Source organism: Brevibacillus gelatini, from assembly GCF_003710935.1.
Taxonomy (GTDB): Bacteria; Bacillota; Bacilli; order Brevibacillales; family Brevibacillaceae; genus Brevibacillus; species Brevibacillus gelatini.
On the sequence record NZ_RHHS01000030.1, the window covers coordinates 45503 to 68604 of the forward strand.

General features: G+C 52.3%; 24 protein-coding genes and 1 other annotated feature. Of the genes, 22 read left to right on the plus strand and 2 right to left on the minus strand.

Features of this window, described 5'->3' with window-relative positions:
• The 5 genes from EDM57_RS13205 to rsmI all read left to right on the plus strand — a co-directional run bounded on the left by EDM57_RS13205 (position 1) and on the right by rsmI (position 3218).
• Positions 1-816: a PSP1 domain-containing protein gene (locus EDM57_RS13205; RefSeq protein ID WP_122905211.1), complete on the plus strand. Its 816-nt coding sequence runs from the start codon at positions 1-3 to the stop codon at positions 814-816.
• Positions 817-844: 28 nt separating this feature from the next.
• Positions 845-1216: a DNA replication initiation control protein YabA gene (yabA, locus tag EDM57_RS13210; protein WP_122905212.1), complete on the plus strand. Its 372-nt coding sequence runs from the start codon at positions 845-847 to the stop codon at positions 1214-1216.
• A gap of 97 nt (positions 1217-1313) precedes the next feature.
• Positions 1314-2081, plus strand: a complete 768-nt coding sequence (locus EDM57_RS13215) for a tRNA1(Val) (adenine(37)-N6)-methyltransferase (RefSeq protein WP_122905213.1) — start codon at positions 1314-1316, stop codon at positions 2079-2081.
• Positions 2017-2331: a GIY-YIG nuclease family protein gene (locus EDM57_RS13220; protein WP_122905214.1), complete on the plus strand. Its 315-nt coding sequence runs from the start codon at positions 2017-2019 to the stop codon at positions 2329-2331. Before EDM57_RS13215 ends, EDM57_RS13220 begins: the two co-directional genes overlap by 65 nt.
• On the plus strand, positions 2328-3218 hold the full coding sequence (gene rsmI, locus EDM57_RS13225) for a 16S rRNA (cytidine(1402)-2'-O)-methyltransferase (RefSeq protein ID WP_122905215.1): 891 nt from the start codon (positions 2328-2330) through the stop codon (positions 3216-3218). Before EDM57_RS13220 ends, rsmI begins: the two co-directional genes overlap by 4 nt.
• Positions 3219-3364: 146 nt before the next feature.
• On the opposite strand, the gene EDM57_RS13230 is transcribed toward rsmI, so the two are convergent.
• Entirely contained in the window at positions 3365-3616 is a 252-nt protein-coding gene (locus EDM57_RS13230) for an AbrB/MazE/SpoVT family DNA-binding domain-containing protein (protein ID WP_122905216.1), read from the minus strand.
• A gap of 425 nt (positions 3617-4041) precedes the next feature.
• Positions 4042-4297, plus strand: a binding site (T-box leader).
• A 52-nt stretch (positions 4298-4349) separates the two neighbouring features.
• On the opposite strand from EDM57_RS13230, the gene metG reads away from it, so the two are divergent.
• The 11 genes from metG (at position 4350) to spoVG (ending at position 14040) form a co-directional block, all read left to right on the plus strand.
• Positions 4350-6374, plus strand: coding sequence for a methionine--tRNA ligase (gene metG / locus EDM57_RS13235; RefSeq protein WP_122905217.1), 2025 nt, complete (start codon positions 4350-4352; stop codon positions 6372-6374).
• A gap of 27 nt (positions 6375-6401) precedes the next feature.
• Complete coding sequence (locus EDM57_RS13240) at positions 6402-7172, plus strand: TatD family hydrolase (protein ID WP_122905218.1); 771 nt, start codon at positions 6402-6404, stop codon at positions 7170-7172.
• Positions 7173-7540: 368 nt separating this feature from the next.
• Positions 7541-8638 carry a resuscitation-promoting factor gene (locus EDM57_RS13245; protein ID WP_122905219.1) on the plus strand — a complete coding sequence of 366 codons (1098 nt, stop codon included), beginning with the start codon at positions 7541-7543 and terminating at the stop codon, positions 8636-8638.
• Between the two features lie 177 nt (positions 8639-8815).
• Positions 8816-9364 (plus strand): ribonuclease M5, encoded by a 549-nt coding sequence (gene rnmV, locus EDM57_RS13250; protein ID WP_122905220.1) that lies wholly within the window; start codon positions 8816-8818, stop codon positions 9362-9364.
• A 3-nt stretch (positions 9365-9367) separates the two neighbouring features.
• The gene (rsmA, locus tag EDM57_RS13255) at positions 9368-10264 is read left to right on the plus strand and encodes a 16S rRNA (adenine(1518)-N(6)/adenine(1519)-N(6))-dimethyltransferase RsmA (RefSeq protein WP_122905221.1); all 897 of its coding nucleotides are present in this window, start codon (positions 9368-9370) and stop codon (positions 10262-10264) included.
• A 289-nt stretch (positions 10265-10553) separates the two neighbouring features.
• A complete protein-coding gene (veg, locus tag EDM57_RS13260; RefSeq protein WP_005830485.1) occupies positions 10554-10826 on the plus strand; it encodes a biofilm formation stimulator Veg in 273 nt (90 codons plus the stop codon).
• Positions 10827-10946: 120 nt separating this feature from the next.
• Positions 10947-11126 carry a small, acid-soluble spore protein, alpha/beta type gene (locus tag EDM57_RS13265; RefSeq protein WP_122905222.1) on the plus strand — a complete coding sequence of 60 codons (180 nt, stop codon included), beginning with the start codon at positions 10947-10949 and terminating at the stop codon, positions 11124-11126.
• 240 nt (positions 11127-11366) lie between these two features.
• On the plus strand, positions 11367-12245 hold the full coding sequence (ispE, locus tag EDM57_RS13270) for a 4-(cytidine 5'-diphospho)-2-C-methyl-D-erythritol kinase (protein WP_122905268.1): 879 nt from the start codon (positions 11367-11369) through the stop codon (positions 12243-12245).
• A gap of 55 nt (positions 12246-12300) precedes the next feature.
• Complete coding sequence (gene purR / locus EDM57_RS13275; protein WP_122905223.1) at positions 12301-13134, plus strand: pur operon repressor; 834 nt, start codon at positions 12301-12303, stop codon at positions 13132-13134.
• Positions 13135-13140: 6 nt separating this feature from the next.
• On the plus strand, positions 13141-13524 hold the full coding sequence (locus EDM57_RS13280; protein ID WP_122905224.1) for a RidA family protein: 384 nt from the start codon (positions 13141-13143) through the stop codon (positions 13522-13524).
• Positions 13525-13752: 228 nt separating this feature from the next.
• Entirely contained in the window at positions 13753-14040 is a 288-nt protein-coding gene (gene spoVG, locus EDM57_RS13285; protein WP_005828662.1) for a septation regulator SpoVG, read from the plus strand.
• 57 nt (positions 14041-14097) lie between these two features.
• On the opposite strand, the gene EDM57_RS13290 is transcribed toward spoVG, so the two are convergent.
• Positions 14098-15108 carry a CobW family GTP-binding protein gene (locus tag EDM57_RS13290; RefSeq protein WP_122905225.1) on the minus strand — a complete coding sequence of 337 codons (1011 nt, stop codon included), beginning with the start codon at positions 15106-15108 and terminating at the stop codon, positions 14098-14100.
• A gap of 195 nt (positions 15109-15303) precedes the next feature.
• Between EDM57_RS13290 and glmU the strand changes: the two genes are divergently transcribed.
• From glmU to mfd, 6 genes are all read left to right on the plus strand, one after another.
• Entirely contained in the window at positions 15304-16689 is a 1386-nt protein-coding gene (glmU, locus tag EDM57_RS13295) for a bifunctional UDP-N-acetylglucosamine diphosphorylase/glucosamine-1-phosphate N-acetyltransferase GlmU (protein ID WP_122905226.1), read from the plus strand.
• Between the two features lie 22 nt (positions 16690-16711).
• Positions 16712-17662, plus strand: coding sequence for a ribose-phosphate diphosphokinase (locus EDM57_RS13300; RefSeq protein WP_122905227.1), 951 nt, complete (start codon positions 16712-16714; stop codon positions 17660-17662).
• A gap of 90 nt (positions 17663-17752) precedes the next feature.
• Positions 17753-18358 carry a 50S ribosomal protein L25 gene (locus EDM57_RS13305; protein WP_122905228.1) on the plus strand — a complete coding sequence of 202 codons (606 nt, stop codon included), beginning with the start codon at positions 17753-17755 and terminating at the stop codon, positions 18356-18358.
• A gap of 111 nt (positions 18359-18469) precedes the next feature.
• Positions 18470-19039 carry an aminoacyl-tRNA hydrolase gene (pth, locus tag EDM57_RS13310; protein ID WP_122905229.1) on the plus strand — a complete coding sequence of 190 codons (570 nt, stop codon included), beginning with the start codon at positions 18470-18472 and terminating at the stop codon, positions 19037-19039.
• 104 nt (positions 19040-19143) lie between these two features.
• Positions 19144-19374, plus strand: a complete 231-nt coding sequence (locus tag EDM57_RS13315; protein ID WP_122905230.1) for an anti-sigma-F factor Fin — start codon at positions 19144-19146, stop codon at positions 19372-19374.
• Positions 19375-19528: 154 nt separating this feature from the next.
• Positions 19529-23077: a transcription-repair coupling factor gene (gene mfd / locus EDM57_RS13320; protein WP_122905231.1), complete on the plus strand. Its 3549-nt coding sequence runs from the start codon at positions 19529-19531 to the stop codon at positions 23075-23077.
• Positions 23078-23102: the final 25 nt, after the last annotated feature.

The following is a 23102-nucleotide window of genomic DNA, read 5'->3' on the forward strand; positions in this document are numbered from 1 at the left end:
TTGTATGAGGTTGTTGGGGTCCGTTTTAAAAAAGCGGGCAAAATATATTACTTCGACCCTGACCGACTGCCGATAGAGAAAGATAGTAACGTCATCGTCGAAACGGCAAGAGGGGTCGAATATGGCAAGGTCGTCATCGGCAAAAAGGAAGTTGCTGAGTCCGATGTAGTGTTACCGCTCAAAAAGGTCATTCGTATGGCTGACGACAAGGACGCAAAGCAGGTTGATGAAAACAGGCAAGCTGCCAAGAATGCCTTTGCCGTGTGCCAGACGAAGATCAAGGAGCACAAGCTCGATATGAAACTGGTCGATGTGGAATACACATTTGACCGCAACAAGATCATTTTTTATTTTACCGCGGACGGCAGGGTTGACTTCCGCGAGCTGGTAAAAGACCTCGCTTCTGTTTTCCGCACCCGCATTGAGCTGCGTCAGATTGGCGTGCGTGACGAAGCGAAAATGCTGGGCGGCATTGGCCCCTGCGGCAGATTGCTTTGCTGTTCGACTTTCCTTGGCGATTTCGAGCCTGTTTCCATTAAAATGGCCAAGGACCAAAACCTTTCGTTGAATCCAGCAAAAATCTCCGGTCTGTGCGGCCGGTTGATGTGCTGTTTAAAATACGAGAATGACAACTACGAAAGCACGCGTGATGAATTGCCGGATGTCGGCAAAATGGTCACTACCCCGATGGGAAATGGACGAGTCGTTTCCGTTAACGTACTGGATCAGTCCGTTCAGGTGGAGCTTTCGATCGACAAGCGCATCACAGAGTTTGGCTTAGATGAGATTGCGATAGGGCTCCCCACCTATGAATAAAGTGTGGGGGTAGGGGAGAGGTGAGCTAGTGGACAAACGGGAAATCTTCGTCAAGATGGCGAGCATTGAAGAACGAATTGGGGACCTGTACAAAGAGATCGGTGAGTTGAAAGACGTCATCGTCGTTTTGATGGAGGAAAACGCCCAATTACTCGTTGAAAACCAGCATCTTCGCAACCGACTGGAAAAGAAAAAGACTGGCTCCCCGGCAAAGCAGAAGGGGACAACCCCTGTCGCCAGGGAGAAAGCAAAAAAAGCCGTGGTCGGGGAAGGATACGACAACCTTGCCCGTCTGTATGCAGAAGGGTTCCACATCTGCAACGTGCATTTCGGCAGTTTGCGCAAAGAAGGGGATTGCCTGTTCTGTCTCTCGTTCCTCAGCGGCGGCCCTCAAAAATAAACGGTGACGAGCGATCACCACATGGAGAAAGCGACCTGTGCCACGTGTCAGGTCGCTTTTTCCAAGACAAGGAGAAAAAAGGAGTAGGGAACAAAGGATGGAACCAGTCATCAACGTGCCGCTCTATGATGCGGAGCGCATTGACGATTTATTGACACACGAAATGAAAATTATTCAGAGCCACGAGGTGTTCTGCTTTTCGATGGACGCTGTGCTGCTGGCGCGATTTGCATCCGTTCCCAAGCGCGGCAGAGTGCTCGACATGTGCACGGGCAACGGAGCGATCCCGCTTATCATGACTACGCGCACGCCGGAAGCCCGTTTTGACGGCATCGAGATTCAACAGCGACTGTTCGACATGGCCAGCCGGAACGTGATACTCAACGGTTTGACGGAGCGGATCGAGATGCACCACGGAGATGTCAAGGACGCTGTATCCATGTTCGGGTACGGAAAATTCGATCTGATTACGTGCAATCCGCCCTATATGCCTGCGACAAGCGGGGAGAAAAATATAAGCGAGCACTTTGCAATCGCCCGTCACGAGATATTGCTCTCGCTCGAAGACGTCATTCGGGTGGGCAGCCAGTTGTTGAAAAATGGCGGCAAGCTCGCTCTCGTCCACCGCTCTACCCGTCTGATCGATATTATTTCCCTGATGCGCCAGTACGGTATCGAGCCGAAGCGGATGCGTCTGGTTTATCCGCGCAAGGAGGCCGAACCGAACATGGTGCTGATCGAAGGGACCAGGGGCGGCAAGCCGGAGCTGAGGATTCAGCCGCCGCTGATTGTCTATGAAAATGGTGAGGAATACTGTGAAGAACTGCAGGAAATTTACTTCGGCAGACGAGATTCCCTCGCATAAGAGTCATTTTGTCTACATTCTCGCCTGCGCGGACGGCTCCTTGTACACCGGCTATACAACGGAGCTGCGCCGCCGCCTGGCGATGCACAACGAAGGCAAGGGCGCGAAATACACCAGAGGGCGCGGGCCGCTTGCGCTTGTCTTTTGGGAAGAAGGGCCCGACCGTTCATGGGGCTTGAAGCGCGAGGAAGGAATCAAACGGCTGAATCGCAAGCAAAAAGAAGAATTGATTGGAGGGACGCCGCGATGAATATACAGCGCAGCTTTGCGCAGGAGGAAACAGGTGTCCTGTATCTGGTCGCAACGCCGATTGGCAATCTCGATGATATGACCGTCCGCTGCCTGGAAACACTTCGGGCGGTTGATGTGATTGCCTGCGAGGATACGCGGCAAACAAGGAAGCTGTTGAACCATTTTCAAATCGAAAAGCGCACCGTGAGCTATCACGAACATAATAAGGAGGCGAGCGGACAGGGGCTGTTGCAGTGGCTGGCCGAAGGAAAACGGATCGCGCTGGTAAGCGACGCCGGGCTTCCTGCAATATCCGATCCGGGAGCTGATCTCGTGCGCGACGCGGTCGCCGCCGGGTACCCTGTCGTTCCGGTGCCGGGGGCAAACGCCGGACTGACGGCGTTGATCGCCTCGGGGCTGCCGACAGACCGCTTTGTCTTTTGCGGATTTATCCATCGGGAAAACAAGGAACGGCGTGAAGAACTGGAACGGCTCAAGCGCTATCCGGAGACGCTGATTTTTTATGAAGCGCCACACCGCATTGAGAAGACGATTGCCGCGATGCGGGAAATGTGGGGGAATCGGCGGGCTGTGCTGGCGCGCGAACTGACCAAGCGCTACGAGGAATTCGTTCGCGGCACATTTGAAGAGCTGCTGGAATGGCTGGGAAGCGGCGAAGTGCGCGGCGAGTTTTGCCTGATTGTCGAAGGCTATACAGGCACAACTGCTGGTGAAGCAGACGAGGAAACCGTCTGGTGGCAGCAGCTGAGTGTTGTCCAGCATGTCGATCATTACTGCGAGCAAGGCCTGAGCAAAAAGGAAGCGATCAGGCAGACCGCAGACGATCGGGGTGTGCCCAAGCGCGATGTCTACAACGAGTATCATCGCGACCAGGAAATTGAGTAGGAAGCTGACCGTACCAGGTCGGCTTTTTCTTTTTGTCTTGTCCGCTCATCCGCGATCCCTGTCGACAAGACAAATAGCCTTCGCAAGGGCTTGTCCCTTTGCGAAGGCGCAGCTTATGTAATGCAAGGATGTATGGAAATACGTGTTTAGCGTTTTGCGACAGGCATTTCAGTCAGGCAATCCTGGCAAACGATTTTACCTTTAAAGTGAGATACTTTGTCAGCGTTTCCACAGAAAATACAAGCAGGCTCGTATTTTTTCAGGATGATGCGCTCACCATCTACATAAATTTCCAGTGCGTCTTTTTCCGCGATACCCAGTGTGCGGCGCAATTCGATCGGAATAACGACACGACCCAGTTCATCTACTTTGCGAACAATCCCCGTTGATTTCATCATAGTAAATTCTCCTCCCAAGTCTTAATATGTCGATGCTATTGTAAGCAATCATCGTTAATCGTCAATATTCGACATTTTCTGTTGGGTTTATCATACCAGCGATTCCCAAAGGTGTCAACATGGTTTTGACAATTCTTTGAAAAGAAAAGATTTTTATGAAAATAGAAAAGTTGATATACCAGCGTTTCATAGAAAGCCGGGAACAGTTTGGAGATTCGTATAGCTAAAATTAACTGGTAGTATATTGTGTCGAATCGGTCAGTTTATGTCGAATAAAGCCGCGTCTATTCGACAAAAACACCTTGTCCTTGCTTTTTTTCCTATTCCTGTCATGCTCCAAATAAATCGTCAGCCGTTCGGCTCTCCTGGATGTTTACAAAACAAGTCGGTCGTGTACAATAGAGGGTAAATGAGGGAATTCATAGCAAACGACCATGATGGGAAGAGTAAGCCGATCCTCCTTATCGCAGAGAGCCGGGGCAGCTGAAAACCGGTATAAGCGAGCAGGCTGAACATGGCCCCGGAGTCTTGCAGATGAACAGCCACGGGACGAACCGTGCCCAGTAGTTTGTGACGTCGGCCCACGTTACGGGCAGAGTCTGTTTTGGACTCACCAAGTCCGTTGTCCGCGAGGGGAACGGAGCATTTGGGTGGTACCGCGAGTTCGAGCTCGCCCCAATTTTCGGGGTGGGCTTTTCTATTTTTCCAAAAGTTATCAGGAGGGCTAGGTTGTATGAAACCAACTTATTACATCACCACGCCGATTTACTATCCAAGCAACAAGCTGCACATCGGCAATGCCTACACGACCATTGCTTGTGATGCTCTGGCGCGCTACAAACGTTTGCGCGGCTATGACGTCTACTACCTGACAGGTACGGACGAGCATGGACAAAAGCTGCAGGAGCGCGCAGCCGAAGACGGCAAACAGCCGCTGGAGTTCATTGATCCGGTTGTCGACTGGATTCGCGACCTGTGGCAAAAGCTGGACATCTCCTACGACGATTTCATCCGCACCACGCAGCCGCGTCATAAGGAAGTCGTGCAAAAAGTGTTCCAGCGTCTGCTCGATCAGGGCGACATTTACCTGGGCGAGTACGAGGGATACTACTGTGTGCCGGACGAGGCTTTCTGGACCGAGACACAATGCAAGACCGACAAAGGCTACTTTTGCCCGGATTGCGGCCGCGAAGTGAAAAAGGTGAGGGAGAAAAACTACTTCTTCCGCATGTCCAAATACCAGGACAAACTGCTCGCGCATATCGAGGCCAACCCTGACTTCATTCAGCCGGAGAGCCGCCGCAACGAGATGATTAACAACTTCCTGAAGCCGGGTCTGCAAGATTTGTCCGTATCCCGCAGCACGTTTGACTGGGGGATCAAGGTACCGAGCGATCCTGAGCATGTGATTTACGTCTGGATCGACGCGTTGACCAACTACATTTCCGCGCTTGGCTACTTGTCTGACGACGACAGCAAATACCGTCGCTACTGGCCTGCGAATGTGCATATGGTCGGAAAAGACATTTTGCGCTTCCATACAATCTACTGGCCGATTTTGCTGATGGCGCTCGATGTGCCGCTGCCAAAACAAGTTTTCGGTCACGGCTGGCTGCTGATGCCGGACGGAAAAATGTCCAAATCCAAAGGCAACGTCATTGATCCGAAGCTGCTGATCGATCGCTACGGCTCCGATGGCGTGCGCTACTTCCTGCTGCGCGAGATCAACTTCGGCCAGGATGGCGTTTTTACACCGGAATCGTTCATCCAGCGTCTGAACTACGATCTGGCAAACGACATCGGAAACCTGCTGAGCCGCACCACCACCATGATCGAAAAATATTTCGATGGCATCGTGCCAGCCGCACAAGATGCCGGCGAGCCGGATGACAGCCTGATCGGCCTGGCGATGAAAACAAAGGCGCTGGTCGAGGAACATATGGAAGAAATGCGTTTTTCCAACGCGCTTGCCCATATTTGGGAGCTGATTGGACGCACCAACAAATACATCGACGAAACAATGCCGTGGAATCTGGCAAAATCGGAAGAAACCAAGGGACGTCTGGCGACGGTCATGTACAATCTCGCGGAGAGCATCCGCATCACCTCTGTCTTGATTCAGCCGTTCATGACCAAAGCTCCGGCGAAAATCTGGGATCAGCTCGGCATTCTGGGCAACGAACAGGCAACAAGCTGGGAGTCTGCCGGCGTATGGGGCGGACTGCCTGTCGGAAGCAAGGTCAGCCGCAAAGAGCTGCTGTTCCCGCGCCTGGACGTGCAGGCTGAGCTTGCTTTCATCGACGAATCGACAGCAGAAGCGCGCCGCCAAGCGGAGGAAAACAAGAAAAAGCAAGATGCATTGAAAGGGGAAGCACCTGTGAACGAAACGACTGTCAACCAAGCTGAAGTAACAGAAAAACCAGCAGATGTAAAAGACGAGATCGGCATCGACGATTTTGGCAAAGTAGAGCTGCGTGTCGCACAAGTAGTAGAATGTGTGAAGCATCCAAACGCCGACAAGCTGTTGATTTTGCAGCTCGATCTCGGCTATGAAAAACGCCAGGTTGTATCCGGCATCGCCAAATACTACACTCCTGAAGAAATGGTCGGCAAAAAAGTCATCCTCGTTGCCAATCTGAAGCCGGTCAAGCTGCGCGGCGAGCTGTCGCAGGGCATGATTTTGGCAGCTTCGGCAGGCGATCAGCTGACGCTGGCGACTGTCGATCCGAGCATGCCAAACGGAGCGATTGTGAAGTAACGAGGGACAGGAAAGGAAGGACCTATTTTGTTATTCGAAACGCACGCGCATCTGAACGCGAAGGAGTTCGACGAGGATCGCGAAGAAGTCATTGCCCGCGCCAGGGAAAACGGCGTCAGCACGATTGTCAACATCGGGTTTAACGCAGAAACCATCCCGAGCTGCATGGAGCTTGCGAAAACCTATGATTTTATTTACGCAGTCGTAGGCTGGCACCCTCAGGACGCGAAAGACATGACAGACGAGCATCTGGAATGGATCGAGGAGTTGAGTCGTGATCCGAAAGTAGTGGGACTGGGAGAAATGGGACTCGACTACTACTGGGATACGTCGCCAAAAGATGTGCAGGCAGAGGTGTTCCGCAAACAGATACGTCTGGCGCGAAAACTCGACCTGCCGATCATCATCCACAACCGGGACGCTCACCAGGATGTTTTGACGATCCTCAAGGAAGAAAAAGCGGCGGAAGTCGGGGGTATTATGCACTGCTTCTCGGGTAGCTGGGAGACAGCGAAGCAGGCGCTGGACATGAATTTTTACATCTCGTTCGGCGGCCCGCTGACTTTCAAAAACGCGAAGCAGCCAAAAGAGGTAGCGGCCAAAGTACCGCTCGACAGGCTGTTGATCGAAACAGACTGCCCGTACCTCACCCCGCACCCGTTCCGCGGCAAGCGAAATGAAAGTGGCTACGTGCGCTACGTCTGCGAGGAAATGGCGAACATTCGCGGCCTGTCCTACGAAGAAATGGCCCAAATCACTGCGGAAAACGCAAGGCGTCTGTTCCGCCTCCAACCGTAAAAAAAGCAAGCAAAAACGGGAGATCACGACTTGTCACGTGATTTCCCGTTTTTTTGCTCCTCCATGTTGTGGTTCTACTCGTTTTTTGTGGCGCATACCTTGAACAATGTGTCGAACGATTATTGTCCATCCGACATGGCGCCTCGACAGGAATATGCTACCATTCGCCATCCGGTTTTTGCTAGTCTGGTAGCGTCATCGCTTCGGCTGAGGAAGGGCAAATTTGACAAAGCCAGAAAAGTAACATACAATCAAAGCCGACCTTGCTAAGTACTGGCCACTTCCAGAATATTGCTGCAATTACATCGACCCTTACCTGGCTAGACAAGAGAAGCCTCGTGCTTTTCTAGGAAAAAGGAGTGTGGGAAATGGAGTTACGCGCGATATGGGAAAGGTATAAGAATCGGGGGCTTGTTGTTTTCGGCATCCTCGCTCTTGTGCTCGTTCCCATGATTGGCTATTTCTCTGCCCAGGCTACCCAGCCAAAACAGGTCACTTTTTCGTTGGACGGAGAAAGCCAGACGGTAGCTACCAAAGCGAGTACCGTTGAGCAGTTCCTGACCGAGCGAAACATTACGGTAACGGAAAAGGATTCCCTTCAACCAACACTTGAGACGAAGCTATCAGACGGAGCAACGATTACTTTACATACAGCCTGGTCCATTCCGGTCCAGGTTGACGGGCAGACCAAAACGATACAGACACTTAGCCGTGATGTTGCTGGCGCGTTGAAGGACAGCGGCATTGCGCTGGGTGAAAAGGACCGGGTAGAGCCGGCCTTGACCGCCTCGCTGACCAAGGACTCGAAAATCACGATCAAGCGCGTCGTCGAGAAGATGGTAAAAGTCGAGGAGCGAGTTACTTTTCAGGAAATACGCAAAAACGATCCATCGTTAGAAAAAGGCAAGTCCCGTATTTTGCAGAACGGGCAAGAGGGTAAGGCAATTGCACACTACAAGCTGGTCATGGAAGACGGGAAGGAGGTCTCCCGTGAACTGGTGACAAGAGACGTGCTTGTACCGAAGAAAGACCAGATCGTCGCGGTGGGAACAGCGGTTCCTGCGCTGCAAAACAACGATTCGTCACAACGGGTCCTGGTCGCTTCAGCAACAGGCATGGTCTCGCGTGGTGGAAAAGTATTCAGGCCGAAAAAAGTGCTGAAAGGAGTTACCCTGACCGCCTATTCTCCTGCGGGGGGAGGCAAAAACCCTGGTTCGCCAGGCTACGGCCGCACGGCGACGGGCGTGAAAGCCAAGGCAGGTCATACCATCGCTGTAGATCCAAAAGTGATTCCGTATGGCTGGTGGGTGTACATCGAGGGCGTCGGGTATCGCCGGGCAGAAGACACGGGCGGAGCGATGCGCGGCGGAAAAATTGACGTGTTTGTCAACACGGAGCGAGAGGCTGTTCAATTTGGCCGCAAGCGCAACAAAACCGTTTATATAATCGGGCCGCAGAAACCGTAGGACAGGGGCAAACAGCTCCTGTCTTTTGTCTTTGGCGTTTTGGGAATAGTCGTGATAAGCTGTTTGATAGTTAGACGTTTGCAAGGCAGAAACGTTTCGCAAATCAAGGGCTTTTTGCCTGATTTTTTTGGAACACTATGACCAAACGCGACATTGTACGAAAGTGGGAGTACCATGATGAAGATAAAAGAAGTAATCGTGGTGGAGGGGCGAGACGATACCGCTGCCATCAAGCGAGCGGTTAACGCGGACACGATTGAAACAGGCGGCTCCGCCATCCACCCAAGAACGATTGAAAAAATCCGGCTGGCCCAGCAAAAGCGCGGCGTCATTATTTTTACCGACCCGGATTACCAGGGAGAGCGCATCCGCAAAATTATCAGCCGATCGGTGCCGGGCTGCAAGCACGCCTTTATCACGCAAGAGGACGGGTGGAAAAAGGGCGATATCGGAGTAGAGAACGCAACACCTGAAGTGATTGTTCGCGCCCTCTCGGAAGTGCGTACGGAGATGGCTGAAACGGCCGGAGAGATTACGGCTGACGATCTTTTAAAACACGGATTGACGTCCGGCAGCGATGCCAAGGAGCGGAGAATCAAGCTGGGCGAAGCACTCGGCATCGGATACGCCAACGCCAAGCAAATGCTGCAACGGCTCAATGCGTTTCAGATCAGTCGTGCGGAATTCGAGGCGGCGATTGAAGCCATCAACAAAGAGAGGGAGTAAGCGATGACGCAAGCAACGGGAAAGGATATTGCCACACCTACGCGAACGAAAGAAATTTTGGAGAAGTACGGCTTCTCGTTTAAAAAAAGTCTGGGACAAAATTTCCTGGTAGACACCAACATTTTGCACAACATTGTCGCCGAAGCTGATCTGACGAAGGAAAAAGGCGCAATCGAGATCGGGCCCGGCATCGGCGCTTTGACCGAACAATTGGGACGAGCTGCCGGCAAGGTCATGGCGATTGAGATTGACCAGCGGCTTCTGCCGATTTTGCAGGACACGCTGTCGCCCTATGACAATATCGAAGTCGTGCATGGAGACGTGCTGGAGCTTGATCTGAAAGCGCTGATTCAGGAGAAGCTTTCCGGGGTAGAGAAGCTGAGCGTCGTCGCCAACCTGCCTTACTATGTGACGACGCCGATTTTGATGAAGCTCCTGGAAGAAAGATTGCCGCTTGAGAACATCGTCGTGATGATTCAAAAGGAAGTGGCTGAGAGAATCGCGGCCAAGCCGGGGACGAAAGACTACGGCTCGCTCTCGGTAGCGGCGCAGTTTTATGCAGAACCGGAAGTCGCGATGATCGTTCCGGCCAGTGTGTTCATTCCTCGTCCCAACGTCGATTCTGCGGTGATCCGGCTCAAGATCAGGGATCGTCCGCCCGTCGATGTGGACGACCAGGATGTGTTTTTCCGCGTGGTGCGCAGCTCGTTCGCCCAGCGCCGGAAGACGTTGTTGAACAACCTGATGAACGGTCTGTTTCTTAAAACTCAAAAGGATGAAGTAATACAGATGCTCGCCGACATCGGCATCGAACCGACCCGACGCGGTGAAACGCTCAGCATCGAAGAGTTCGCCCGCCTGGCCAACGAAGGCTTGCGGCGCGGCCTGATCGGGCAATAAGACAAAATCCTCCCCTGTTTTTGTGCGGAAAAAAGCCAAAAACAGGGGTTTTTGTCGACTCGGGCGTGAAAAACGGGCTTTGCAGCGGTCGAGCTATCGCGGGAAAGCTTTGTGGAAGCAAGGTTTTGCGAGGACTTGCACATACTATGCAAAAGTGGTGACAAATATCTACTTTTTTAATGAAAAAAACCCCGTTGACAAAATATCTGCGGGGTTGCTATAATTTTTTATTTCTTTGACAAAATAAATGTGAGCTGTTATAATAGATGTAAGCGAGGTGGATGGAACAATGGCAAGAAACGCGTTACTTGACATTAAACGCAGTTTAGACGGGCACATTGGCGAGCGCATCCTTTTGAAAGCGAATGGAGGTCGCCGAAAAACCGTCGAACGAAGTGGCATCCTCGAAGAAACATACCCATCTGTGTTTGTAGTAAAGCTTGATGACGATCAACTCTTTGAGCGGGTCTCTTACAGCTACGCTGACATCTTGACGGAAACAGTAGAGTTGACGGTGTGCCGCGAAAACGAGCACATCCGCATCACATTTGTACAACAGTAGAGCCCTTGTGGGTTCTACTGTTTTATTTTTGCTATCAAAAGGTTGTAAATACTTGGGAAACAAGATGAAAAGCCTGGACTTGGCGCACACTATACCTGTCAACGGGGAAGGGAGGATGCTATGGGACGCAGACGAGGAATGATGTCGGAGCAGTTCAAGATCGAACTCGCCAAGGAGCTTGGCTTTTACGACAAGGTAAAAGCGGAAGGATGGGGAGGCATCACGACGCGTGACGCGGGCAACATGGTGAAGCGGGCTGTACAGATTGCCGAAGAGGCGCTGGCGGCAAGACGTTTATAGGCTGTTAGCCATTGGTTGGCCGCAGGCGGACACATCCAATCTCACGGAGAAAACCATACAGACTCGTTGACAGGGCCGGGGCTACCCGGCTTTTTTGCTGCCAAAAACACTGCTGAATTTTCGAAATAACCGCAATGATCTCGCTCCTGTTCTTTTTGGGCGTTCAAGTGGCAGGAGAGAGATTGGCTATGCTACAATAGAAGACTAGGAAATTTAGTAAAGTAGGCAGAGGTGAACAACGTGCGTATCTCGGTCAAAGCTCCGGCCAAAATCAACCTGACCCTTGATGTGCTTGCCAAACGGCCGGACGGTTATCACGAAGTGGAAATGGTGATGACTACCGTCGACTTGGCAGATCGTGTAGACCTGACTCTGCGCGAAGATGGTGAGATTACGCTGGACTGCTCTGCCAGCTTCGTACCGGATGATATTCGCAATCATGCTTATAAAGCGGCAGTGCTCTTGCAAGAACGCTATCAAGTGCGCCAAGGCGTACGATTGTATATCGACAAACAGATCCCGGTCGCGGCCGGACTGGCGGGCGGAAGCAGCGATGCGGCAGCGACGCTGCGCGGTTTGAACCAGTTGTGGAATCTCGGTTTGACCGTAGACGAGCTTGCGGAAATCGGCGCAGAGATCGGTTCTGACGTCCCTTTTTGCGTCTATGGAGGAACTGCGCTGGCAAAAGGGCGCGGCGAAAAAATCACGCATCTGGGAACGCCCGCTCCTTGCTGGGTCATCCTGGCGAAGCCGCCAATCGGTGTATCCACTCCTGATGTATATGGAAACTTGCGTGTCGACAAAATCGACAACCATCCCGATACCAAACAAATGCTCCGGGCCATATCCGGGCAAGATTTTTCCCTGATGTGCCAGTCGCTCGGAAACGTACTGGAAAACGTCACGCTCTCGCTCTATCCGCAAGTGCGGCAAATCAAGGAGCTGATGATCGCCTCCGGAGCGGATGGCGTGCTGATGTCCGGCAGCGGTCCGACAGTATTTGCCCTCGTGCAAAAGGAAGCGAAAGTGCATCGGATCTACAATGCGCTCAGAGGATTTGTCAAAGATGTGTTTGTTGTCCGAATGTTAGGCTCTCAGGAAGGGGAAATACTTGCATGAACACGTATAAAAATGATACATTAGCAGCATAATATTCGGTTTTGGAGGAAGAGCCATGAAGAAATTGCGCAGAAGTGCACGTCTGGTTGACATGACGCAGCACTTGCTCGCCCATCCCCATACGCTGACTCCTCTCACTCTGTTTGCAGAACAATACGGCGCGGCGAAATCATCCATCAGTGAAGACTTGTCGATCATCAAGGAAGCTTTTGAGGTCCAGGGTGTCGGCTTGTTGAAAACGGTGGCGGGAGCGGCAGGCGGAGTGAAGTATATTCCCCAGGTAAAAACGGAAGAGGCCCTTCACTTCATGCGCGAATTGATCGAGCAATTGGCCAATCCGGAAAGACTTTTGCCAGGCGGATATTTGTACATGTCCGACATCCTTGGCAATCCGGCGACGATGGCGAAGATCGGCAAGCTGTTTGCCACCGCTTATGCGGACAAAAACGTCGATGTCGTCATGACGGTGGAGACCAAGGGAATTCCGCTCGCTTATGCGACGGCGATGTATTTGAACGTGCCTGTTGTCATTGTGCGCCGTGACAACAAGGTGACGGAAGGTTCTGTGGTCAGCATCAATTATGTATCCGGTTCGAGCAAGCGGATTCAGACGATGTCTCTTGCTCGCCGCGGACTGGCCGAGCAGTCGCGTGTTCTGATTGTGGACGACTTCATGAAGGCGGGCGGCACGCTGCGCGGCATGATTGATCTGCTTCAGGAGTTCCGGGCGACTGTTGTGGGCTGCGGGGTGCTGGTAGAGACGACAGCGGATGTTTCCGAGCGTTTGATTGATGAATACGTATCTCTTGCCAGACTGCGGGATGTCGACTTCAAGGGCAAGCAGATCGAAATTGAGCTGGGCAGTTTTTTTGAAAATAGAGGGGAGTAGATAAGAATGGCAATCTCTTTTGTTTCAACTGACAAGGCTCCGGCAGCCATCGGCCCGTACAGCCAGGCTGCAAAAGTAGGTCCGTTTCTGTTTGCATCCGGTCAAATTCCGCTGCGTGCAGACGGCACGCTCGTAGAAGGCGACATCGTGGAACAAACTCACCAGGTATTTTCCAATATCAAGGCCGTCCTGGCGGAAGCAGGAGGAACGCTGGCCAACGTGGTGAAGACGACGGTCTTCCTCAAGGACATGAACGACTTTGCGCAGTTGAATGAAGTGTACGCTCAATATTTTGGCGACCACAAGCCGGCACGCTCTACAGTGGAAGTGGCACGCCTGCCGCGCGACGTAAAGGTGGAAATCGAGATCGTCGCTCATATCGAAGCGTAAACACGACTCAGCCCGAATAACGAATAAATAGAAGCATGAAACAGCCTGATGCCGTTGCATTAGGTTGTTTTTTTTGTTGAATTGGCAGCGAAAAGAAGCATGGGAAAACGGCAAAGTTATGAACGTATGTATATATTTTTTAAAAAATTGCATAACATTAGCAGGAATATTTACCCAGAGGGTGGAAATACTCCTAAACGCGTTTCATAGATAAAGGGAGTGAACTAGATGGAAGTTACAGACGTAAGACTGCGCCGAGTGAATACGGATGGCAGGATGAAAGCGATTGCATCCATTACCATTGACCATGAATTTGTGGTGCATGACATCCGTGTCATTGACGGCAACAACGGCATGTTTGTAGCAATGCCAAGCAAACGTACACCTGACGGAGAATTCCGCGATATCGCCCATCCGATTTCTTCGACTACCCGTGAAAAGATTCAAGCTGCTGTCTTGACCGAATATGAACGCGTGGGTCAAGAAGAAGAGAGCACGATCGAAGCGGGGGCGTAAATAGTACCCCAATACAAGAGCACCCTGTCATGGCTGGCAGGGTGCTTCGGCGTCTGGTTAGGCGTAACATTTGGATAATTTTCTTATTATTTCCTCCTGATCCATTCCCTCCCCAATGAAAACGGCCACCAGCTTCGGTCCGAAGTTCTCGAATGGAAAAAACAGCACCTGGTTGTCGGTGTGCTGGAAGGAGATCAGCTCCTTTTTTCCGTGGAACAGTACGTACCCCTTTGCCCGATAGACGTTTTTGGGCAGATCGTAGAGGAAGTCCTCGAATTTTTTCTCGTTTACTGGTCCTGTAAAGGTATAGGAAAAAGTTTCAATACTATTGTATAGGGACGGTGTGCTTGTTTTCAGGCCGAGCGATTGTTTGAGCCTGTCCAATGTCGACATGCGGCCGATTGTTTTTTGCACAGGAACAGTGGGTACAGCTTCACCATCCCGTACATGTGGAACCCGTTTGATGGATTGCAGGCGGGAGAGGTCAATATTTGCCTGAACCGTCGTGTGAATCGGTGCCTGCGGGTTCAGTTCCGTGAGCTTCTGCTTGACTCGTTGGAGCTGTTCAGCGCTGACCATATCGGTTTTGTTCAGGAGGATGAGGTCGGCGTATTTGATCTGGTTGCGTATCGTTTTGACGAGCGAGCCTGTGGAGGAGAAGCGCGAGTTCAGGTCCAAAAAGCGGGACGCGTCCACGACGCTGATCGTGCCTTTCAGCTCGATGCGATCGTACAGCTCCGGATGGGTCAGCGTGTCGATTACATCAATCGGGTCTGCGACTCCCGTTGTTTCAATCAGGATGCGATCCGGCTCAAGCGAGTTCAAAATCTCGCGCAAGCCCTCGGTCAACTCTCCCTTGATCGAGCAGCATATGCAGCCGTCGAGCAGCTTTTTGACAGGAAAGCCAAAGCCCTGCAACTGTTCGCCGTCAATATCTTCCTCGCCCATCTCATTCATCAGGACGACTACGTTTTCGTTATGGACGCGTAGATGGGTCAGCCATTTTTGCAAAAGAGTCGTTTTGCCGCTGCCCAAATATCCGGTCAGCAAGTAGACATCTGCTGGCATTCCTTCCTGCCTCCTTTTCTTATCCTCTTACGCCCCTCAATATATCATTTTTTGTCAGATTATTAAATGTTGTCTGGTAGATCCGCAACTTTCAGGCAATGTCAGGGAAACGCCGATAATCCTGCATGGATTGTCTTGAAATCCACATATGATTAAGATATAGTCATTGTGGAACTTCTACGATGGAGGGTTGACATGTCTAAGATCCATGCCGTGGTTCTGGCCGCCGGTCAGGGTACGCGGATGAAATCGAAGCTGTACAAGGTCCTGCACCCTGTTTGCGGGAAGCCAATGGTCCAGCATGTGGTGGATACACTTGGCTCCATGCAGGTTGAGGACATCGTTGTCGTCGTAGGTCATGGTGCTGACGCGGTCCGCGCCAAACTGGGCGAGGGCGTCACGTATGCACTGCAAGAAGAACAATTGGGAACGGCACATGCCGTTTCGCAGGCAGCGCCGTTTTTACAGGATAAAGAAGGTACTACGTTTCTTTTGTACGGAGACGTCCCTCTCTTGTCTGCACAGACGTTGTCCGCCTTGCTGACCTATCACGAAGAGCAGCAAGCGGCTGCGACTGTACTGACCGCCGTGCTCCCCGATCCGACAGGCTACGGGCGCATCGTGCGCAACGAGGCGGGCGAAGTATTGCGAATCGTGGAACATAAGGACGCGACCGAAGCGGAACGGGCGGTCCGGGAAATTAACACAGGCATATACTGTTATGACAATCGCAAATTATGGAAAGCTTTGGCGGAAGTGAAAAATGACAACGCGCAAGGCGAATACTATGTCACAGATGTTGTCGGTATTTTGCGAGAGGCAGGCGAAAAGGTAGTGGCATACGAGGCCGCTGACCCTGACGAGACAATGGGCGTCAATGACCGTGTGCAGCTGTCGGAAGCGGAAGCGTACATGCGGAAGCGGATTGCCACCAGACATATGCGCAATGGTGTGACCATCATTGACCCGGCCTCCACGTATATTGAAGCAGATGTGGTCATCGAGCCCGATACCATTATCCAGCCGGGAACGATTTTGCGCGGGCGGACAACCATCGGTGCCGATTGCGTGATTGGGCCGCAGGCTGACTTGACAGATGTGCAGGTTGGCTCTGGCGTTACCATTTCGTATGCGGTCATGGTAGAGGCAAGTGTGGAAGCGGAATCAACCGTCGGGCCATTTGCCTATATTCGTCCGGGAACACAGATCGGTCGCAAAGCCAAGATCGGAGACTTCGTCGAGCTGAAAAACGCCAAAATCGGCGAAGGCTCAAAAGTACCTCATCTCAGCTATGTAGGTGACGCGGAGATTGGCGATGGTGTGAATATCGGCTGTGGAACGATCACCGTCAACTACGACGGAGCTGTGAAGCATAAGACGACTGTCCGGGACGGGGCGTTCATCGGCTGCAACACCAATCTGATCGCTCCGGTTACTGTGGGACAAAATGCGTATGTAGCAGCAGGCTCGACCATTAATCAGGATGTACCAGACAATGCGCTTGCGATCGCACGCGAGCGTCAAGTGAATAAACCAGATTACGCTAGCAGAATGCCTCGCAAGGGCAAAAAGCAATCATAACGGGAGGTTCTAAGAAAAGATCATGGCTAATTACCGCGACCCCAAACTGAAGGTATTTACGTGCAACGCAAACCCTGAATTGGCAAAGGAAATCGCCGAACACATCGGTGTGCCGCTCGGTAACGCACAAGCTGTGCGTTTTAGTGATGGCGAGTGCCAAATTAAATTGAATGAAAGCGTTCGCGGTTGTGACGTATTTGTTATTCAGCCAACGTCTGCTCCCGTTAATGAGCATTTGATGGAGCTTTTGGTAATGGTCGACGCATTGAAACGCGCTTCCGCAAAGAGCATCAACGTCGTAATTCCTTACTACGGCTACGCACGACAAGATCGCAAGGCGCGCGCACGCGATCCGATCACAGCCAAACTGGTTGCCAACCTGATTGAAACAGCAGGAGCGCAACGTGTGATTACCATGGACCTGCATGCGACGCAAATCCAAGGATTTTTCGATATTCCTGTCGATCATCTGTTGGGTGTGCCGATTTTGGGCAAACACTTCTCCGAAAAAGGCTTGCAGGATATTGTTGTAGTTTCGCCTGACCACGGCGGTGTTACGCGTGCCCGCAAGCTGGCAGAACGTCTGGAAGCGCCTATTGCCATTATTGACAAGCGCCGTCCTGAACCAAACGTAGCGGAAGTCATGAACATTGTCGGTAACATCGAAGGCAAGACAGCAATCATCATTGACGACATTATCGATACAGCGGGAACAATCACGCTGGCTGCCAATGCACTGGTAGAAGCAGGGGCGCGTGAAGTATACGCATGCTGCACGCATCCGGTCCTGTCCGGTCCAGCGATTGAGCGGATTGCCAACTCGAAGATCAAAGAGCTGATCGTCACCAACTCCATTCCGCTCACCAAAGAGCAAATGATTGACAAGATCACCGTTCTGTCGGTAGCGCCGATCATTGGCGAAGCGATCATTCGCGTACACGAGGAACTGTCTGTCAGCAAGCTGTTCGATTAAGCGAGACATCCCCTGTTTGGGGATTGAAATAAACCTCCTTTGGACAAGCTAGTGAGGAAACTTTTACTAGCGGTCCAAGGAGGTTTTTTTGTGGAAGCGATCCAAGCGCAAGTACGAAAACAGACAACAGGCAATTCTGTGAGGATGCTGCGCCGTAACGGCTGGGTGCCTGGCGTTGTGTACGGAAAAGATGTGACCAGTCAGTCGATTCAAATCAACGGACGCGAGCTGGATGCAGCCCTGCGTCACCAGACGACAAACAAGCCGTTCCGATTGGTTGTCGATGGGACCACTTATGATGTAATGGTCAACGAATTGCAGCGCCATCCCGTCATGGGCAACATTTTGCACGCCGATTTCATGAAGATCGATATGAATAAAAAAATACACACGTCAGTGCCTTTGCTCATGACCGGAGATCCTGAGCTTGGGGTAGCGACGCTTGTGCGCCACAACGTAGAAGTCCAGTGCCTGCCTGGCAACATCCCCGAGTCGTTTACGGTGAATGTCGATGGTTTCAACATCGGGGACGTTGTACTGGCAACGGATCTGGAAGTGCCGGTGGGCGTCGAGCTTTTGGTTGAGCCCACAGAAGTGCTGATTAGCGTCCTGCCGGTAAAAGCCAAGTCCGAAGAATCTATCGAAGCCGAGCAAGAGGCCGAGGCTGTAGCGGAAAAAGCATCCGCCGGCGAATAGGGAAAAGGCGAATCATGGCGAAAGGAACCGGGTATTTTACTGCCGGGTCCTTTTTCTTTTGTTCGCGATACCATTCTAGTACAATGGGGGAGAGAGTAGGAGGGAATGAACGTGAAGGTAATCATCGGATTGGGAAATCCAGGAAAAAAATATGAAGATACGAGACATAATGCCGGCTTTATGGCCATAGATAAGATTAGCGACAAATGGGGCATTCCTGTTTCGCAAAACAAGTTTCGCGCCCTCGTCGGAGAAGGCAGGGTGGAAGGCGAAAAGGTGCTGCTCGTCAAACCGCAGACGTACATGAATCTCTCCGGGGAATCGGTCGCGGAGGTTTTGAAGTTTTACAAGCTGACTCCCGATGATTTGGTGGTGATTTTTGACGACCTCGACCTGCCAACCGGACAGCTGCGCTTGCGGGAAAAAGGCAGTGCAGGCGGTCATAACGGCATCAAGTCGCTGATTCAGCATTTGGGCACACAGGAATTCAAGCGAATCAAAGTCGGGATCGGGCGTCCGGAGCCAGGAAGAAGTGTGAGTGACTACGTGCTCCAGTCTTTCCCTGCTGCGGAAAGAGCCAAGATCCAGGAAGCGGTGGAGCATGCCGCTGATGCGGCGGTCATGTGGACAAGAGAGCCTTTTCTCAAGGTCATGAACCATTTCAACAGCCTGCAAAAATAAGCGGTGCGCCAAAGCAGCCATGACGGGGCGGCGTTTTGTGCTAGTATGATTTTCCACCCGGCCGACCATACTAACGATATGAAAGGTATGGGGGTGGCATATACATGAGCATACGCTACACGTGTCGCTGCTGCGGCATGAAGATCGCCGAATTTGACGAATCGCAAGTGACAGAAGCGCAGCTCGGGTTTGATTTCTTGACCCCGGAGGAACGTGCTCTTATAATATCGAGAGAACAAAGTGGAGATACGGTCGTCAGCATCACGTGCGATTACTGCCGTGAAGCGCTGATTCAGCATCCAGAGCTTTCGCTAGTTGGAAACCCACTTCAATAAAAATGAGTGGATACTCGTTGGGAAGGCATGCACTGACAAGGCCTTAGCTTGGGGAGCTAAGGCTTCTTTTCGCATGGTCGACCTGCGGCAGAAATCACAAGTCCAGTCAGGCTCTGGCTGCAGATGACAGAAGAATTAGAGAGGGGATTAGTGAATGCAAGTCATCATTAACCCGATGAAACAAGACTCGAACGTCGGGACAATTGTGGCTGGTTTGGAGAAAGGCCTGCATGAGCAGCTTGTCTCCGGTCTGGCAGGTTCGGCCCGGCAGGCACTGATGGTGGCGCTACAGCAAATGACCGGGCGTCCGGTCTGTGTCGTCACGCATAACATGTACCAGGCGCAAAAAGTATACGAGGACCTGAGTGAGCTGGTTCCCTCCGATCAAGTGCTGCTTTATCCCGGAAACGAGCTGATCGGCTCTGAGCTTGCCATCGCCAGTCCGGAGATGCTGGCCCAGCGCATTCACGTATTCAACCGTCTGGCCCAAGGCTTTACGGGTTTTTTGGTTGCGCCTTTTGCGGGGCTGCGCCGTCTGGTCGTTCCGCCACAGGTGTGGAAGGAAGCGCAGATTGAGCTGTCGGTCGGTGACGAGCTGGATGTTGAATCGTTTTTGTCCCGTTGCATTGAGCTGGGCTACGAGCGCGTCGACATGGTCGAGCGAAAAGGCGAGATGAGCGTTCGCGGTGGAATTATCGACTTGTACCCGATCGACTCGGAGTGGCCTGTGCGCATTGAGCTGTTCGATGTGGAAATTGACTCGATCCGGACGTTTGACATGCTGTCCCAGCGCTCGCTGGAATCGGTCCAGTCTTACCTTTTAGGCCCGGCAAAAGAAATGATTGCGTCTACACAATTGCTGATGGAATCGGCTGTCCGCTTGGAGCAAAAGCTCGGTGAAACCGTTGCCAAGCTGAAAGATGGCGCAGCCAAGGAAAAAGTGGTGGAGCGCATCGGCACCGATATTGAACGGATGAAAGAAGGGCAGCGCTTTTCCCAGTTGTACTCGTACATTTCCGTGATTTACCCGTCGCAGGACACGCTGTTGTCTTACATGCCGCCCGAGACTTTCCTGATTATGGATGAGCCATCGCGCGTTCTGGATACGGCTGCCCAGCTGCAAAAAGAAGAAGCCGAGTGGCTGACCGGACGCATCGCCCAGGGAGAGTACATGGCTAACCTCAATCTGTCCCGCACGTATGAAGACATCGTCTCCCAGAAAAAGCGGCAGATTGTCCACCTGTCTTTGTTCCTCCGGCAGTCTCCGAAAACCCAGCCGCAAAACATCGTCAACCTGAACTGTCGCACCATGCAGAACTTCCATGGACAGATGAACGTGCTGAAAACAGAACTGGCCCGCTGGAAAAAGTCCCAGGATCAGATTGTGTTCGTCGCCGCCGATCTGGAGCGCGCAAAGCGTCTGGAACGCGTCCTGCACGATTACGAGATGGAAGCGGATGTGTTGACAGAAGCGGTCGAGGTAGTGCCGCCGGGACGGCCGACGATCATCCTGGGGAACCTCCAGACAGGCTTTGAGCTGCCGCTAAACAAGCTGGCTGTTATTACGGAGGGCGAAGTATTTACCGCCAAGCAGCGCAAGGCGCGCAAAGTTCAGCAGACGATGAACAACGCGGAGCGGATTAAAAACTATCTGGAGCTAAAACCCGGCGATTACGTGGTGCATGTGAATCACGGGATTGGAAAATACCTTGGAATTGAAACCAAAGAAATACTCGGAATTCATAAAGATTACCTGCACATTCAATATGCAGGCGGAGACAGCCTGTTTGTTCCGATTGACCAGATTGACCATGTGCAAAAATACGTGGCGAGCGAGGAAGCCCAGCCGAAAATCTACAGCCTGGGCGGCAGCGAATGGAAGCGGGTCAAAAACAAAGTCCAGTCCTCCGTCAAGGACATTGCCGAAGACTTAATCAAGCTGTACGCTGCACGTGAAGCAGCGGTGGGGCACGCCTTTTCTCCCGATACGTCCGAGCAGCGGGAATTTGAAGCGATGTTCCCGTACCAGGAGACTCCGGACCAGCTGCGGGCGATTGCAGAAGTCAAGGCGGATATGGAACGCAAACGCCCGATGGATCGTCTAGTATGTGGGGACGTAGGCTACGGGAAAACCGAGGTCGCGATCCGCGCAGCGTTCAAGGCCGTCATGGATGGCAAGCAGGTGGCGGTACTGGTGCCGACGACGATTTTGGCCCAGCAGCATTACGAGACGTTCCGCGAGCGTTTTGCCGATTATCCGATTCGCGTGGAGGTGCTGAGCCGTTTCCGCACGCGCAAGGAACAGAACGCCACGCTAAAAGGATTGAAGGAAGGCACGGTCGATGTCGTCATCGGGACGCACCGCCTGCTCTCCAAAGACTTGATGTTCCGTGAACTGGGACTGCTCATCGTCGACGAGGAGCAGCGCTTCGGTGTGAGCCACAAGGAAAAGCTGAAGCAAATGAAGACAAACGTCGACGTCATTACGCTGACAGCGACGCCGATCCCGCGTACGTTGCACATGTCGATGATCGGGGTGCGCGATCTGTCTGTCATCGAGACGCCGCCGGAAAACCGCTTCCCGGTACAAACATACGTGATGGAATACAGCCCTGCGCTCGTGCGCGAAGCAATCGAACGCGAGCTGGCGCGCGACGGCCAGGTATTTTTCCTCTACAACCAGGTACAAGGCATTGAGCAGATGGCGGAGCAAATTTCCATGCTCGTCCCCGATGCGCGGATTGCGGTTGCGCACGGACAGATGAACGAAAGCGAGCTGGAGGGCGTCATTCTCGATTTTCTGGAAGGCAACTTTGATGTGCTGGTCAGCACGACGATCATCGAGACAGGGGTCGACATCCCGAACGTCAACACGCTCATCATTTACAACGCCGACAAAATGGGCTTGTCCCAGCTGTATCAGCTGCGTGGACGGGTTGGCCGTTCAAACCGGATCGCCTACGCCTACTTCACGTATCAGCGGGACAAGGTGCTGACAGAGGTTGCGGAAAAACGTCTGCAGGCCATCAAGGAGTTTACTGAGCTTGGCTCCGGCTTCAAGATCGCCATGCGCGACCTGTCCATTCGCGGCGCCGGGAACCTGCTGGGCGCGGAGCAGCACGGGTTTATCAATACGGTCGGGTTTGACCTGTACAGCCAGATGCTCAAGGAAGCGATTGACGAGCTGAAAGGCGAGGTCAAGCAGGAAGCTGTGACACCTGTGGAAATCAGCCTGCAGCTCGATGCGTACATTCCTTCCATGTACATTACCGACAGCCGGCAAAAAATCGAGATGTACAAAAAGTTCGTGGCGGTTTCCACGCTGGATGATGTCAACGATCTGGCAGAGGAATTGCTTGACCGTTTTGGCCCTGTTCCCAAGCCGGTTGAAAATCTGCTGACCATTTCCCGTTTGCGGGTCTACGCCCTCAAGCACCACATCACCGAGATCAGTCAAAAAAATCCGGACGAAATCAAGCTGGTTTTGCATCCTAGCCAAAACAACAACATTGACGGCGGCGCTCTGTTCGCGATTGCCAGCAACTGGAGCCGCAGGCTGGGACTCTCAGGTGGACAACAGATCGTCATTACTGTTAAAGTAAAAGGGTTGAGAGAAGACGAGGGCGTACAGTTGGTTGAAAAACTGCTGCGCCAATTTCACCAGGTGCGTAAAGACACTGGTACGGAAAGCCCTGTGTCCTGATGGACAGGGGGATAGCCGGGAAGGG